Origin of the sequence: Streptomyces sp. NPDC057474 (genome assembly GCF_042802555.1) — a bacterium.
Lineage (GTDB): Bacteria > Actinomycetota > Actinomycetes > Streptomycetales > Streptomycetaceae > Streptomyces.
Genome location: NZ_JBHVDX010000126.1, coordinates 13,221 through 28,681, shown reverse-complemented (window position 1 = coordinate 28,681; position 15,461 = coordinate 13,221). Strand labels below are relative to the sequence as shown.

At 70.9% G+C, this 15,461-nt stretch carries 11 protein-coding genes and 1 pseudogene; 6 read left to right on the top strand and 6 right to left on the bottom strand.

Going from position 1 to position 15,461, the window contains the following annotated elements:
• Positions 1 to 458: 458 nt before the first annotated feature.
• The 5 genes and pseudogenes from ACFU53_RS29315 to ACFU53_RS29295 all read right to left on the bottom strand — a co-directional run.
• Positions 459 to 1,640 carry an acyl-CoA dehydrogenase family protein gene (locus ACFU53_RS29315; protein ID WP_383998733.1) on the bottom strand — a complete coding sequence of 394 codons (1,182 nt, stop codon included), beginning with the start codon at positions 1,638 to 1,640 and terminating at the stop codon, positions 459 to 461.
• Between the two features lie 58 nt (positions 1,641 to 1,698).
• Entirely contained in the window at positions 1,699 to 2,940 is a 1,242-nt protein-coding gene (locus ACFU53_RS29310) for a CaiB/BaiF CoA transferase family protein (RefSeq protein ID WP_383998730.1), read from the bottom strand.
• 59 nt (positions 2,941 to 2,999) lie between these two features.
• Complete coding sequence (locus ACFU53_RS29305) at positions 3,000 to 3,440, bottom strand: zinc ribbon domain-containing protein (protein WP_383998727.1); 441 nt, start codon at positions 3,438 to 3,440, stop codon at positions 3,000 to 3,002.
• Between the two features lie 259 nt (positions 3,441 to 3,699).
• Positions 3,700 to 3,903, bottom strand: a complete 204-nt coding sequence (locus ACFU53_RS29300) for a hypothetical protein (protein WP_383998724.1) — start codon at positions 3,901 to 3,903, stop codon at positions 3,700 to 3,702.
• Positions 3,904 to 4,123: 220 nt separating this feature from the next.
• Positions 4,124 to 4,519: pseudogene (locus ACFU53_RS29295) on the bottom strand (AMP-binding protein); the annotation flags it as partial.
• A 445-nt stretch (positions 4,520 to 4,964) separates the two neighbouring features.
• On the opposite strand from ACFU53_RS29295, the gene ACFU53_RS29290 reads away from it, so the two are divergent.
• From ACFU53_RS29290 to ACFU53_RS29275, 4 genes are all read left to right on the top strand, one after another.
• Positions 4,965 to 6,152, top strand: a complete 1,188-nt coding sequence (locus ACFU53_RS29290) for a glutamate--cysteine ligase (RefSeq protein WP_383998721.1) — start codon at positions 4,965 to 4,967, stop codon at positions 6,150 to 6,152.
• Positions 6,153 to 6,398: 246 nt separating this feature from the next.
• Entirely contained in the window at positions 6,399 to 8,183 is a 1,785-nt protein-coding gene (locus ACFU53_RS29285) for an N-acetylglutaminylglutamine amidotransferase (RefSeq protein ID WP_383998718.1), read from the top strand.
• Positions 8,156 to 10,687, top strand: coding sequence for a prolyl oligopeptidase family serine peptidase (locus ACFU53_RS29280; RefSeq protein ID WP_383998715.1), 2,532 nt, complete (start codon positions 8,156 to 8,158; stop codon positions 10,685 to 10,687). The genes ACFU53_RS29285 and ACFU53_RS29280 overlap by 28 nt, the downstream gene beginning before the upstream one ends.
• 672 nt (positions 10,688 to 11,359) lie before the next feature.
• Positions 11,360 to 12,508, top strand: a complete 1,149-nt coding sequence (locus ACFU53_RS29275) for a hypothetical protein (RefSeq protein WP_383998713.1) — start codon at positions 11,360 to 11,362, stop codon at positions 12,506 to 12,508.
• A gap of 4 nt (positions 12,509 to 12,512) precedes the next feature.
• Here ACFU53_RS29275 and ACFU53_RS29270 read toward each other — a convergent pair whose 3' ends face one another.
• Positions 12,513 to 12,764 carry a hypothetical protein gene (locus tag ACFU53_RS29270; protein WP_383998710.1) on the bottom strand — a complete coding sequence of 84 codons (252 nt, stop codon included), beginning with the start codon at positions 12,762 to 12,764 and terminating at the stop codon, positions 12,513 to 12,515.
• Positions 12,765 to 12,793: 29 nt separating this feature from the next.
• Here ACFU53_RS29270 and ACFU53_RS29265 point away from each other — a divergent pair, with 29 nt between their 5' ends.
• Entirely contained in the window at positions 12,794 to 14,167 is a 1,374-nt protein-coding gene (locus ACFU53_RS29265) for an FAD-binding protein (RefSeq protein WP_383998707.1), read from the top strand.
• 500 nt (positions 14,168 to 14,667) lie between these two features.
• The gene (locus tag ACFU53_RS29260) at positions 14,668 to 15,081 is read left to right on the top strand and encodes a DUF6069 family protein (RefSeq protein WP_383998704.1); all 414 of its coding nucleotides are present in this window, start codon (positions 14,668 to 14,670) and stop codon (positions 15,079 to 15,081) included.
• Positions 15,082 to 15,461: the final 380 nt, after the last annotated feature.

Genomic DNA, 15,461 nt, shown 5'->3' with positions numbered 1-15,461 from the left:
CCCCTGCGTAGAGCCCTCCAGCGTCTGCTCGATCACCAAGCACACGTGACCCTGCGTGAGCTGGGAAGTCACCTCGAACAGGTCGCCCACCGCCCCATGGTCGGCGAGGTCGGGGATCGGCGCCTGCGGGTCCTGTTGACCGCGACGATCGTCTTGGACGTCTGCATTCCGGCGAGGTGCAAAGGCGTCCGCCGGCTCCTCCACCTGACACAAGCGGAGGTCGTGGGGGCGACGGCCGGCAGGGGCCAGTGTCCACTCCACGGCCCCGCCGAGATGCTCCTCCGGCTCGAAGGCCCCCTGGGCGCACGGTGATCACCGGTATGCCGTGGGTGGGTTACCTGGGAGCGCACGGTGTACAAGCCCCCGAAAACGATCTGAGTGACCACACCAGAGGCGTCCACGTCGACCGCGTCGATCAGCGACCCGGCCTCCAGCCGCGCGGCGCCGGCCTTCAGCGGTCAGCGGAACGCCGCCTGACCGGTGAGCGCCTGCCCGACGACCAGGGTGTGCATCTCACTGGTGCCTTCGTAGGTCAGGACGGACTCGAGGTTGTTGGCGTGGCGCAGCGGTGAGTACTCCAGGGAGATGCCGTTGGCGCCGAGGACGGTGCGGCACTCTCGTGCGATGGCGATCGCTTCGCGGACGTTGTTGAGCTTGCCGACGCTGATCTGCTCGGGCCGGATGCGGTGCTGGTCCTTCAGGCGGCCGAGATGGACGGCGAGCAGTGCGGCGTTGCCCACGGACACGCTCATGTCGGCGAGCTTCTTCTGGGTGAGCTGGAAGGCGCTGATGGGCCTGTCGAACTGCACGCGGGAGTCGGCGTACGCGATGGCCGCCTGGATGCAGTCGCGGGCCGCGCCGACCACGCCGAACAGGATGCCGAAGCGGGCCTCGTTCAGGCAGGACAGCGGACCTCGCAGGCCCTCGGCCAGCGGCAGGCGCGCCGAGTCGGGCAGCCGTACGTTGTCGAAGTACAGCTCCGAGGTGATCGAGGCGCGCAGCGACATCTTCTGCTTGATGTCCTGCGTGGTGAACCCGGGCGTCCCGCGCGGGACGAGGAAGCCGCGGACGCCGTCCTCGGTCTGCGCCCAGACGGTGGCCACATCGGCGATTCCGCCGTTGGTGATCCACATCTTGGAGCCGTTCAGGATCCAGTCGCCCCCACCGTCACGGACGGCCCGGGTGCGCATCCCGGAGGGGTTGCTGCCGAAGTCGGGCTCCGTCAGGCCGAAACAGCCGATCGCCTCACCGGCGGCCAGCCGGGGAAGCCACTCCTGCTTCTGCTCCTCCGAGCCCCACTTCCAGATGGAGAACATCGACAGCGAGCCCTGCACGGAGACAAAGCTGCGGAAGCCGGAGTCCGCCGCCTCCAGCTCCAGGCAGGCAAGACCGTAGCTGACCGCGTTCGTCCCGGCGCAGCCATAGCCTTCGAGATGCATACCCAGAACTCCCAACTTGCCGAGTTCCGGGGCGAGTTCACGGGCGAAGTGGGCGTTCTCGAACCACTCACCGATGTGCGGGCGCACCCGGTCGGCGAGGAACTTGGCGACGGTGGCCTGGATCTCGCGCTCCTCGTCGGTGAGGGTGGAGGAGAGGTCGAGCAGGTCGAGGGGGTCCTTCATCGGCTTGGCGCCGCTCATCGTGAGCTCCTTGGGTTGTGGTGATCGGTTCGGTCGTGGTGCCTGTGCCGGGAAACGGTCAGTCGACCGCTTCGTTCGACGCGGGGGTGTGGTCGTGGTCGGAGGGGCGGTGCAGGATCTCCGCGGTGTGCTGGCCCAGGCGCGGCGGCGCAAGGCGGTACTGCGCGGGTGTGCCGCTCAGCGCGATGGGGCTCGCGATCTGGCGGGAAGGTCGCCCCTCCGATCCGTCGGCGGGGATGTCGACGATGCCGGGAAGGCCGAGCTTCTGGGCGAAGTCGAACGCCTCGTCAAGGGTGTTGACCGGCCCGGCGGGCACGCCCGCGGCCAGTAGGACGGCCGACCAGTGGTCGGCGCCGGCGGTGCCCAGCCGCTGCGTCAGGATGTCCCGCAGTTCGGTGCGGTGGGCGACTCGGTCGGCATTGGTGCGGAAGCGGTCGTCGAACGCGAGACCAGGTTCCCCGACGAGGTCGGCGAGCGCGGCGAACTGCCGGTCGTTGCCCACCGCGATCGCGATCGGGCGGTCGGCGGCCGGGAAGGTCTCGTACGGGGCGATGCTCGGGTGCGCGTTGCCCATACGGCCCGGGACCACACCGGCCACCGCATACGCCGAAGCCTGGTTGACCAAGGCCGACAGCAGCGAACTGAGGAGGTTCACCTCCACATGCTGCCCTTCCCCGGTGGCGTCCCGGTGCCGGAGGGCCGCGAGGATGCCGAGCGAGGCGTGCAGGCCGGTGATCACATCGACCAGGGCCACACCCGCCTTCACGGGCTCACCGGCCGCGTCCCCGGTCACGCTCATCAGACCGCCGACGGCCTGCACGAGCAGGTCGTATCCGGGGATCGCCGCGCCCGCGCCGCCGCCGAAACCGCTGATCGAGCAGTAGACCAATCCCGGGTGCCGGGCGCGGAGTTCGCGAGGGCCGAGCCCGAGCCGTTCCATCGTGCCGGGGCGGAAGTTCTCCACCAGCACGTCGGACTCGGCGACCAGAGCGCGGGCCTGTTCGAGGCCGGCGTCGGTCGTGAGGTCCAGGACGAAGGACCTCTTGTTCCGGTTGACGCTGAGGAAATAGGTCGACGTTCCGTCGTGGTCCGCCGGCGGATGCCAGGCCCGGGTGTCGTCCCCGATGCCCGGCCGTTCGACCTTCACCACGTCCGCCCCGAGGTCGGCGAGGAGCATGGTGGCGTACGGCCCGGCGAGAACCCGGGAGAAGTCGGCGATCCGCAGACCCTCCAGCGCGCCGCGCGCCGCTCCCCGGACAACGCCGGCCCGTCCGTCCGGCGCGTTGTGCTGGGTGCCCACGCACCCTCCTCTCTGATCGTCCCGCTTGCGCGAGGTGGCCGCGTTCGAGCCGCTTCCCGTTACCACCAGCGGTCCGAAGTCGGCGGGCGAGTGGGCTCGACGACGGGAAGTCCCTGACCGAGGGGAGCGACGGCCCGTACGACACTCACCCTCGACCCGACCGCGACCGGCGCTGCGTCGGCGGCCTGGCAGAGCAGGTTGAAGCCCTCGTTCATCGCGACGAACCACGTGTGGTGCGGGACCTGGCCGTGGCGGCGAACGACGACCCCGTCGCCCGCGCTGCGTTCCCGTTGGAAGGCCATGGACCCGCAGGCGCGGCAGAACGAGCGGCGGTAGGCCGGAGTGCCGCACCAGAGGCAGCGTTGGAAGAACAGTTCGCCGCGGTCCGCCGGTGCGTTCGGCGTGGCGGGCGCGGTCGTGGCGGGCGCGGTCGTGGCGGCGGCAGCCGCTTCGTGGTCTTCCCTGAGCTCGGTGTGTTCAAGGGTTTCTGTCTGGAGCATCACGGCCTCCTGCACGCAGTTCGGTGACCGGAAACGGGAGATCGGAATCCGATCTGGCTCCCTCACCCTGGCCCTGCCACGGACCGCCGGTCAACGACGAGCTGACGCATCTTTGTGCGCGGAACGCGTTCCATTCACCGAGGTCGGAGCCGTCCTCATGGCGCTACTCTCACAGCGGGCCACGAGAACCCGACAGCACGGGAGGGCACCTCCACCGGGACGAAGCGGTGTTCACGGTCACAGCCCTCCAGCCGCGAGCTCAACCGCGTGCGTCCTCGGGGTGGTGCACCTGGCTGTCGCTCGCCCTCGCGGTCGTCCTCGGCGCCGCCACCTGCGCCGTGGAGAAGCGCGCCGAGCGACGCGGCGAGGTCCCGCTGCTGCCGCCGTCCGTGCTGCGCCTGCCGTCGATGTCCCGCGGCCTGGCGATGGTGTTCGCGTTCAGCATCGGCTTCGGTGCGTTCATGTTCGTTTTCGCCCTCACCGCACGGCCTGCACGCGGACGCTTTGCACGGGGCTCGCGATCCTGCCGATGGCCCTGCTGTTCTTCGCGGGCTCTCTTCTGGCACCCCGCATCATCAGCCGCTTCGGCAGGGCCGCGCTGTCCGCCGGAGCGGTCGTCCAACTCGTCCGCCTCGCTTCACTGGTGGCGGTTCTGGTCGGGAAGTGGCCGCACAAGCACGATGTCGTGGGCCCGCCGCCTTGACGTCGGCGACCGTGTCCCGCACCTCGGGATCGACCAACAGCACCGAGGCGCCGCTCTGGCGTACCACGTACTCGATCTCCTCCGCCTTCAGACGGAAGTTGACCGGTACACAGATCCGCCCGCTCATCGGCACCGCGAACAGCAGTTCCAGCAGCCGCGCCGAGTTGTGGCTGACCACCGCCACCCGATCGCCCTCCCCCACCCCCAGCGCGTCCAGCCCCGCCTGCCAGGCCCGCACCCGCTCGCCCACCTGTCCGTAGGTCGATGGGGCCACCGGCGCCGCGGGCTGACTCGGCTCGTCGATCACGCCCGGGCTGTCGGCGAAGCCCAGCTCCGCCCGGTCCAGGAAGTCGGCAATCGTCATCGGAACGCGCATCTGTCTCCCACTCCCCATCCCTTTGTGCCTCATACGAGTTGTTCCTCGCCCGCCGGACGCGCACGCCGCCTGTTCGACACCCGATCGAGTACACCGGTCCTGGCGGCTACGGCAGCGTTCTCCCGCCCCGGGGAGAGGGTGGTCAGCAGGTGAGCGGTGTCCAGCCTGGCGTTGACCAGGAAACCCCATCAGCCGCAGACGGTGGTCGAGGCTGACGACGCGGCGTGTCAGCTGTCCGGACACGGGCAGGCGCACGTCGCCCCGGCCGCCGTAGGCCCCGTCATGCCGGAGGCCCGGGCAGCTTCGGCCTGGCCCACGGGCACCGAGAGCGACGGTGTGCACGAGTGAGGCTTATTTGTGCATTTGTCGGGAACTCGCACTGCGCAGCGGTCGCCGACGGGTCTCCGGCCCGGCGGGCGATCTCGGTACGGACGAGGGAGAGGCCGTGACCGTTCGTGTAGGCGTAGAGGAAGAGTTTCATGTTCTGGACGCGGAGAGCGGGCGGCTGGTACCGAGTGCCGGTGCGGTGCTCGGTCGTCTGCGCAGGTCCGAGTTCAAGAACGAGCTGCAGCGGTCGGCGGTGGAGTGGAACAGCCAGGTGCACGCCTCCCTGGAGTCCCTGCACGCCGATCTGTCCGGGGCGCGGCGGCGGCTGAGCGCTGCGGCCTCCGGGCTCGGGCTGGCCGCCGTCGCGGCCGGGACCGTGCCCTTCGCGCGGGTGACGTCCGGTGAGACCACCCCCGATTTCCGTTACCGGTACATGGTCGACGAATACCGGCAGGTCGCCGACGAGCATCTCGTGTGCAGTGCGCAGGTCCACGTCGACGTGCCCGATCGCGACACGGCCGTCCGGATCATGTGCGCCGTCTCGCCGTGGCTGCCCCCGCTGCTGGCCCTGTCCGCCAGCTCCCCGTTCTGGCTCGGCACGGACACGGGATACGCGAGCTGGCGCACGATGCTGTGGCAGCGCTGGCCCACCGCCGGGCCGGTCGGCTGCTTCGCCGGAGCCGCCGAGTACGACGCCGCGGTCGAGGGTCTGATCCGCTCCGGCGTGATCAAGGACCCGGGAATGGTCTATTACGACGTACGGCCGTGCGATCACCAGCGAACCCTGGAGCTGCGCATCTGCGACGCCTGCCCGCGCACCGAGACGGTCGTGCTCATCGCCGGGCTGTTCCGCGCCCTGGTCGAGGACGCCCGGGTCCGGCTGGAGGCGCCGGGGCGGGCTTGTGACGGCAGGCACGAATGGCTTCGGTCGGCGGTCTGGCGTGCGGCCCAGGCGGGCCTGGAGGGCAGCTTGGTCGACCCGGTCACCCGCCTCGCCGCGCCCGCCCCCGCCGTGTTGCGCGGCATGCTCCGACGGCTGCGTCCGGCCCTGGAAGCCCTCGGCGACTGGGACACCGTACGCGTCCTCATGGAAGAAGCGCTGGCCCGGGGCAGCGCGGCCGGCCGGCTGCGCCGGGTCGCGGAGGAGGAGGGCCTGCCGGCCTGCGTCGAGACGATGGTCGCCGAGACCCGGGGCGGCCACCGCCGGAGCCCCGCCCCCGCAGCCCTGCGCCGACCCGTCGCAGCGGCCGGTGCCGCCCCTCCGGGTGCCTCGGCACCGTACTCGACGGAATCCGTCGGCGGCTGAAACCCGCGCGGCCTGCAGAAGGGCAGGCACCGGCCGTCGCCCCGCGAGAGGGCGCCACGGCGCGGAGAACCCGGACGGACAAACCGCCGTCCTCCCGTGGTGCCGGTGCCACCTGTGGACAAGGAGAGTGGCTCGCATGCCCAGCAGCAATACCGACACGAACACGAATCGGACCGGCTCGTGCTCGCTCGAGGCTCCGCCTCCGAACGCGGCCGACAGTCGCCCCCTGCGAGGGGGTGCGGCCTGATGTGCGGCCTCAGCGGCGAGATCAGGTTCGACGGCGGTCGGCCCGACCTGGCAGCCGTCGAGCGCATGACAGACCGGCTCGCTCCCCGGGGACCGGACGGCAGGGGCCTGTGGTCGCAGGGCTCCGTCGCGCTGGGTCACCGCCGACTGAAGATCATTGACCTGTCCGAGTGCGGGGCCCAGCCGATGACCGACCCCGCGGGGCGGATCTCCGGTGTCTTCAACGGGTGCATCTACAACTACAAGGAGCTGCGTGAGGAGCTGCGCGGTCTCGGCCACCGCTTCTTCTCCGGCTCCGACACCGAAGTGGTGCTCAAGGCGTACCAGCAGTGGGGGATCGCCTGCGTCGACCGCTTCTACGGCATGTTCGCCTTCGTCATCGCCGAACAGGCCACCGGCCGACTCGTACTGGCCCGCGACCGGCTGGGCATCAAGCCGCTGTACCTGGCTCACGCACCGGGGCGGCTGCGCTTCGCATCCTCGCTGCCGGCCCTTCTGGCGGGCGGCGGCGTCGACACCTCACTCGACCCGGTGGCGTTGCACCAGTACATGAGCTGGCATGCCACCGTGGCCGCGCCCCGCACCGTCCTCGCCGGAGTACGCAAGCTGCCCGCGGCCACCGTGCGCGTCGTGGAGCCGGACGGCCGCCACCGCGACATCCGCTACTGGCAGCCGTCGTACACCCGCCGGCCCGAATACGCGCACCTGGGCGCGGACGACTGGCGGGACGCGGTGCTCGACGCGCTGCGCACCGCCGTACGCCGGCGCATGGTCGCCGACGTACCCGTGGGTGTCCTCCTGTCGGGCGGTCTCGACTCCAGCCTGATCGTGGCGCTGCTGGCCGACGAAGGGCAGCGCGATCTCGCGACGTTCAGCGTGGGGTTCGAGTCCGAGGGCGGCGAGGAGGGCGACGAGTTCCGGTACTCCGACCTGGTCGCCCGGCACTTCGGCACGGACCACCACCAGCTGATGGTGCCCTCGGACCGGGTGTCGACGGCGCTGGACGCGGCGATCGAGGCGATGAGCGAGCCGATGATCAGCCATGACGTGGTGGCCTTCCATCTGCTGTCGGAGCAGGTGGCGAAGGAGGTGAAGGTCGTCCAGAGCGGTCAAGGGGCGGACGAGGTCTTCGCCGGCTACCACTGGTACCCGACCATGGCCGCCGTCCCGAGAGAGCGGGCGCCCGAGGCGTACGCCGAGACGTACTTCGACCGGCCGCACACCGACCTCACCAGGATCGTGGAGCCCCACCTGCTGCCCGAGCACGACGTGTCCGGCCGCTTCGTACGGGAGCACATGGCGCGGCCGGGCGCCGAGACCGCTCTCGACGCGGCGCTGCGGCTCGACGCCGAGGTGATGCTGGTCGACGATCCGGTCAAACGCGTCGACAACATGACGATGGACTGGGGTCTGGAGGCGCGCGTCCCGTTCCTCGACCACGAACTCGTGGAGCTGGCCGCCACCTGCCCGCCGGAGCTGAAGCTCGCCGACGGCGGCAAGGGAGTCCTCAGGGCCGCCGGCCGCCAGGTCCTGCCCACGGAGGTCGTCGACCGGCCGAAGGGCTACTTCCCGGTCCCCGCCGTCAAACACATGGCGGGCCCCGTACTGGGGCGGGTCCGTGAGGCTCTGTCGGCGCCCGAGGCCAAGTCCCGGGGCGTCTTCCAGGACGCGCACGTGGCCAGGCTGCTGTCGGCGCCGGACGAGCACCGCACCAAGCGTGGGGCGAACGAGCTGTGGCAGGTAGCTTTGCTGGAGATATGGCTGCAAACGCACGGAATCAGCTGACCGGGGCGCAGGGGACCCATCCCCCGCCTCCGGCGACGGAGGCCCCGTCGTATCCGCTGACGGGCTCCCCCTCCCACGCCCCTGTCGGCGAGGACATCGTCGACGGGGTGCCGTGGCGACCCGACGACCACGGCGCCGCCTCCGCGGTGACGGCCGGGAGGGCCGGCGGTCACGCCGGGACGGCCACCGAGCCCATGGCGGCCTCCATGGCTCCGGCGCCGGTCCCGCTGCCCGGGACCGCCGGACCGCTGGACACACCGCAGCCGCTGAGGTCCCATGGCTGCTGGTATCCGTCGGTGGACCCGAGCGGCAGGTACGTCGCGTTCATCTGCGACCGCGGCGGGGTGCCGCAGCTGTGGACCGGGCCGGTCGGCGGACACGAGGTCCATCTGCTGGACTCCGATCCCCACCCGGTCAAAGAGGTTGCCTGGTCGCCCGACGGCCGCTGGATCGCCTACACCACCGCCCCGGGAGGTGGCGAACACACCCGGGTGCTGTGCGTACGCCCTGACGGAACAGGGCGACGCGTCCTCGCCGGTGCCGAGCCCGGCAGCTCCGCGTATCTGGGGTGCTGGCAGCACGACGGGTCGGCGGTCGCCGTCACCGTCGCCGAGCCGGTTCCCGCACCGGGCGGGGCCGAGACGGAAGAGGGGCCCGCCCCTGCGGAGCCGGGCCTCGCCGACCCGCACACGTACACCACCCGCCGCCCGGCGGGCTGGGCCTCGCGCGACGGCCGCGCCGTGCTGCTGGGGGGCCCGCACTACGGCGATGCCGGTCCCGCCGCCCGTGTCCCGGAAGCTGTGGAGGTCCCGGAAGCCGTGGAGGTTCCGGAAGCCGCGGAAGAGGAAGACGGCGGGACCGCTCAGGATCCGCTGTCGGAGGACGCGTCCAGGGTCGGGCCGCCGCAGTCGTTGGACGGGGCCCGCGCTGAATCCGTCTACACAGATGCTGGATCCGTCCGCACAGATGACGAGTTCAGCCGTGACGCGCGGGGCCCTGGCGCACACCACGGGGAAACCGGCAAGGTCGCCCCGGAGGAGACGGCCGGTGGAGGGCTGGCCGCCTACCTCGTCGACCCCCTGGGCGTCGCGGCGCCCGCCCTGCTGGCCGTCGAACGCGGCGCCGCCACTCTGCGCGTGTGCGACATCAGCAGGGACGGACGGCTGGCACTCCTGCGCCGGGGGCCACGCGGCCGCCGCGAAGCGCTCGTCGTGCGCACCACCGATCTGCGGACCACCTTCGCCCTGCCGGTCGCCGACGGCGATCCGTGGATCGGCCGGTTCTCCCCGGACGGCACGACGCTGTGGCTGCGCAGCGACGCGGCACGCGAGTTCGCCGCGTTGTTCGCCGTCCGCCTGGATCCTCGGGGGGAGCAGCTGGAGCTGACCGTCGCCGCGGAGCGCGAGGACTGCGGCCTGGAACTGCTGGCGCTCGGCCATGACGGGCGCACCGCGGCCCTGGCCTGGAACGTGCGCGGAGCCAGTGAGCTGGAAATCACCGCCGTCACGGCGGCATCCGCCGGGGACGCTCGGCCGGGTCCGCCGCGGACGGTGCCGCTTCCGCATGAGGTCGTGACGCGTATCCCGCAGGTCGGCGGCCGGGCGGGACTGGTGCTGGCCCTGTCCGGCTCGCAGCGCCGCCCCGGTGTGTGGTGGTTCTCCGAGGGCACCGCGCGGCGGACCGAGTGGTCGTCCCGTGACGAGGACACCGTCCCGCCCGGTCGTCCACCCGTGCGTCCCGTACCGCTGCGGCTGACAGCGCGCGACGGCCTGCCGCTGAGCGGCTGGTACTACCGGGCGCCGGGCCGAGGCCCCGGGGAGGCGCCCTGCGTGATCCATCTGCACGGCGGGCCGGAGGAGCAGGAACGTCCGGTGTTCAACCCGCTCTACCACGAGCTGATGGGCCGAGGTGTCGATGTCTTCGCTCCGGATGTGCGCGGCTCCTCGGGCCACGGCCGGTCGTTCGTCGACGCCGACCTCGGCACGGGACGGTTCGCCGCGATCGAGGATGTCGCCGACTGCGCGGCCCACGTCGTCGTGGCCGGTCTCGCCGATCCGCGGCGGCTGGCCGTCATGGGCCGCTCGTACGGGGGCTATCTGGTGATGGCCTCCCTCGTGTGCCACCCGGACCTCTTCCGCACCGGCGTCGCGGCCTGCGGCATGTCCGACTTCGCGACCTTCTACGCGGGCACCGAGCCGTGGATCGCGGAATCGGCCGCGCACAAGTACGGGCACCCGGAACACGACCGTGAACTGCTGCACGCGCTGTCCCCGATGACCCGCGTCGACGCACTGCGCGTGCCGCTCCTCGCGGTCCACGGTGAACACGACACCAATGTGCCGCTCGGCGAATCCGAGCAGTTCGTCCGCGCGGCCCGCGAACGCGGTCTGGAGGCCGAACTGCTGATGCTGCGCGACGAGGGCCACGACTTCTTGCGCGCGGACAGCCGGAAGATCTTCCGCCGAACCGCCGCCGACTGGATCCAGCGGCACATCGCCGAGTAGAGCGTCTACGACGCGTCGCAGGTGGGCGCCTTCCGGGGCGAGTGCGCGTCGGACGTCCGGGTGCCGCGGGGCTGGCGTCCTCGGTCAGCGGCCGGGTTGGGGGGCCAGGCGGCCCGGGGTCGGCGGGCCCTGGACCTCACCGAAGTACACCGTGGTGCAGGCTGGACCAGCGGGGATAACGCCCTTGACGAGTTCCGCCTGCGGGCGGGTGCCGATGCCCTGGGACTGCCGGCGCGGGCGGACGGCACAGGTGCTGTCGGAACAAGATTCCGCAGACCCGCACGCGTCCCGGCGACTACGTGAAGCTGCGCGGCGGCAGGGGCAGTGACTCCGACACTGGCGATGTCGTCCCACCGCCAGAACTGCAACTTCCCCTGGAACAACGGCAAGGACACCGTCTACCTGATCAACCCTTCCCGCCCGCGCCGACGTCCACTCCTACCCCGAGCGCGCCAACGACGCGGACGGCAACGACTGCATCAACCACCACGGCTGGCATCTCGCCGGCACACACTCGTATCGCGGTGGCCGACCGAGAGCGAGCGCCGCAGCGGTGGGTATCTCCGGGAAGGTCGCGCTGCAGAGGGGAGGCCGACGGGACCCCGCGTGATTTCCGCCGGGCCGCGGCGACGATACTGGCATGCGTACGTGCCCCTGCTTCCCGATGGACTCATGTCGACCTCCCCCACAGCTCGTCCCACGACTCCCCCCACGGTGTGGCCGGCTCGCGGCCGCCACGTCGGACCCGACGCGGAAGGCGTACTCCGTCACACCCTGCGACAGCTCAAGGACAGTCAGGTCATCGACGACTTCCTGGAGGTGCCCGACGCCGAGGGCGACTTCCCGGAGCGGGTCTTCGAGGCCCGTTGGCGGGTTCCCGAAGAGGTGACCGTACGCGCCCGGCTGAGCCTCGCGCCCGACCTGGGCGGCGGGCGGGAGTGGACCCTGCTCGCGGAGGCGGAACAGCTGTGGGACCCGGCATGGCCGTCACCCGTCACCCGGTTCTGGCCGGAGTACGGCGACTGGGACCACGACGCCGCCACAGGCCTGTCGCTGAGCAGGATCACCACCCTGCCCGAGGACGACAAGGACGCACGGCGCCTGCTCAGGGACTCCGGGCACGACGGATGGTGCGTCCGTGTCGTCGTCCACGAGGCCATGACCACGGACGAGCGCGGTCGGCTGCCCCTCACGCGATGGCTGCCGCCCAGCCTGCGCCACCGCGTCGTGGAGCACCGAGCCGCGCCGCATCAGCTGCGGGTCGTGAACTGGGCGCTGCGGGAGTTCGACGTGGAGGTGCCACGCGGCGGTGCGGTGGTGCTGCCCGGCACCCCGGCCCCGTCCGGCTACGACGCCGAGGACTTCGCCGTACGCACGGTGTTCCTGGACGGTTCGGAGCCGACCGACCTCGTCACGGCGGTGACGCGGTTCGCCGCGCTGCCGCAGCCGCTGCCCGACGGTGCCGACGCGGCCCTCACCGCGCTGCGCGAGGACTGGCACCTCCTCACTCTCGAGGAGGATCTCGCCCGGGAACGGAAACGCGTGGCGATGTACGCCGAGGCGCTGGAGGCCATGACGAAGTCCCGGGACCTGTACCGGGAGGCGACCGAGCGCGCCCACGAGGCGCTCGCCGCCTACCGCGAGTCCGCCGAGGCCGCTCCCGCCGCACAGCAGCCGTCCGGGACGCGGACGACGTCTCCGTTCCAGCAGCTGACGCGCACGCTGGAGCGCCTGAAGGACGGCGCCAAGGCCCTGCGCCCCGCCTCCACGGCCCCGGACAAGGGGGACACGGACACCGAGCCGACCAGCTCGGAGCGGTAGCGTGTCAGCGCCGAGGGTCGGCCCGGGACATCGGGCCGGCCATCTCCCATGGGCAGCCGATCCACCATGGCCCGCCGCCGAGGCCCGCAGGGATCCCTTCGACGCCCTGCGCGAGGCGTTCGGCGACATCGGAGGCGACATCGGAGGCGTCATCGTTCCAGGGGTGGCGCCTCCCGTAGACCTTCAGGCACCCTGTCCCCTGGTACACCCGCTTCGAGCGGTCGCCGTCGCGGACCCGGACACGACGTGAAGTCACCTCAGGTGATGAGAAGGGGCTGAGTTCGGATGCCGGATCAACAGGTGGTCGACCTGCTCGTCATCGGAGCAGGGATGGCAGGGCTGACCGCAGGCGCGAGAGCCGTACGGGATGGGCTGTCCGTCGTGGTCATCGAGATCGGCGACGAGGTCGGGGGATCCGCGCGCTACGCCGGTTACGCCTGGACTGCCCCGAGTCACGAGGTCATGGAGCGGCACAACCCCCGCGGTGAGACCTCGCTCAAACGCGCCCTCGTGGACCGCTTCGCGGACGGCATCACATGGATCAGGAGCACGGGGGTCGACGTCAAGGGCGCTCAGCCCGTCCTCGGTTTCGGTCAGGGGCACCAGTTCGACACGAACCACTACCTCGACACCTGCCGTCGTAGCGTCATCGCGGCGGGCGCCGAGATCCTGACGGGCACCGACACCGAGCGGCTCCTGCTGGAGGACGGGGCCGTGACCGGAGCGGAGCTCGTCGCGGGCGACGGCACGCGACGAACCGTGCGCGCGGCCTCGACGCTTCTGGCCACAGGGGGCTTCCAGGGGGACGCCGAACTCCGCAACAAGTTCGTCCATCCCCACGCCGATCGCATGGAACTGCGCTCCAACCCCCACAGCCGCGGGGCCGGATACCGCCTGGCTGCCTCCGCGGGGGCGGCGACCGGGTCGGCCGGGGCCGGTTTCTACGGGCATCTCATCCCGAGCGGCATCCCGTTCGCGGACCCGTCGGACTTCGTCGACCTCTCGCTCTACTACAGCGAGCACGCGCTGCTGTTCAACCTGCACAGCGAGCGGTTCGCCGACGAGACGCTGGGCGATCACCTCACAACGATGGCACTGCTGGAGCAACCCGAAAGCCGAGGGCTTCTCGTCGCCGACTCCCGCGTCTTCCGCGACTGGGTGGTGGGGTCGTACGTGAAGGGAGCGGTCGCCGTCGACAAGTTCGCGCTGGCCGCCAAACGGGGCGGGAGGGTCGGCTTCGCGGAGAGCCTCGACGAACTCGACTGCCTTCCCGAGGAATGGGGTTACAACGGGCCGGCCGTCCGCGCGGCTGTCGAGGAGTTCAACACCATGGCGGCAGCGGGCCGCGCGCCGACGCCTGACCGGCTGCTGGACCGCGCGCCGCTCGACCGGCCTCCCTACTACGTGGTCGAGGCGGTGCCGGCCATCACCTTCCCGTTCCACGGGGTCCTCATCGACGACCGGGCCCGCGTCCTGGGCGAGGACGGAATCCCCGTGGCAGGGCTCCTCGCGGCCGGCTCGGACACCGGCGGCCTGTGGCACCGGGCCTACGCCGGCGGCATCGCGTCGGCCCTCGTGTACGGACTCACCGCAGCTGAGACCGCGGCTCGGACGGCGTCCCGCGGGCCGGGGGAGGAAAGGAAGCCACTCTTCCAGTAGCGGCCTCTCCAGGTCCGCCTTCAAACGAATCCTGCGCAGAGCAGGCACGATGTCTGGCAGACCGCTGCCACGTGCCGATATGGCACTCTCGTCGTACCTGGGCCAGGCAGCGGATCGCCTTGAGACGTTGCAGCGCGTTCGATGATGTCGCGATCATCCGGTTCGTCCTGCCGCCGCATCCCAGTTTTCGGCACGCCCCATAGCAGTCCGGCAGGTCACACCACGAGATTCCGGTACGGATCTTGTAGACCATGCGGTTGACACCTTCCGCTCCTCGACACGCGGTCGACCCGTCACCGGTCTGCGGTATCAGCGGAGCGAGCAACGCCTCACTGCGGTTCGATGATCTTCGAAAACGGACCCGGACCGCACGGCGGCGTGGAAACAACCCTCGTCATCACACTTGAAGTTTCAAGCATGGTCGGCCAGGATTGTGTTTGAGATTTCAAACCCCGTGCACCGCGCCTCGCGGTCCGCACCTGTGCAGCTCTGGAGTCACCATGCCCGCAGTCACCCAGACGGCCTCCGTGCGCCGTGGTCCCCTCGTCGTGGCGGGCGGGGTGCTCGCCGCGATCGCACTGTCCTCCTTGGTGAATGCCCTGATCGCGGTGGTCGCACGCGCGGTCGGCGCGCCGGACGACTTCCAGCCGTTGACGCCGGGGGCGTACATCTTCCTGACCACGGTCGGCGTGGTGGCCGGCGCCCTCGGGTGGGCCGTCGTGCGCAAGCTGTCCGGGAATCCCGAGAAGTTGATCCGATGGCTGGTTCCGGTCACCGTCGTGGTCTCCTTCGTGCCCGACTTCTTCCTCTTCGGCGACGGCGGAGCGACCGGGGTCGTGGCACTGCTCCTGATGCACGTCGCGGTCGCGGCGCTCGCGGTGACCGCCTACCGCAAGGTCATGCCGCTCAGCTGACCGCCCCCGTACCTTTCCTGTGGCCCCGCAATGGGGCTCCCGACGTCCGGGGCCTGCACGACTACTCCCTTCTCCTGACCATGATCTGAGGGAATGTCACCAGCCTCGCCTCATCGGAGATCACGGTGGACACGATGGCGTTCTCGTTGACCTGACGATCGGATCCGACCTGGGCGACTACGACTCGGTCATCGTGGCATCGCCCGCTGAATTGCCGCCTCGGCTCGCTGATCTGACAGCGGACCATGCCCGCGGTGCCGAGACGTATGAACAGCGACTCGACGAGGTCGAGACGTTCCCGGCACCGCAGAGCGCAGAGCGCAGAGCGCAGAGAAGAGAGCCAGGTCGCGTGTCCCCCGCCTACGCCACCCCGCGGGGGC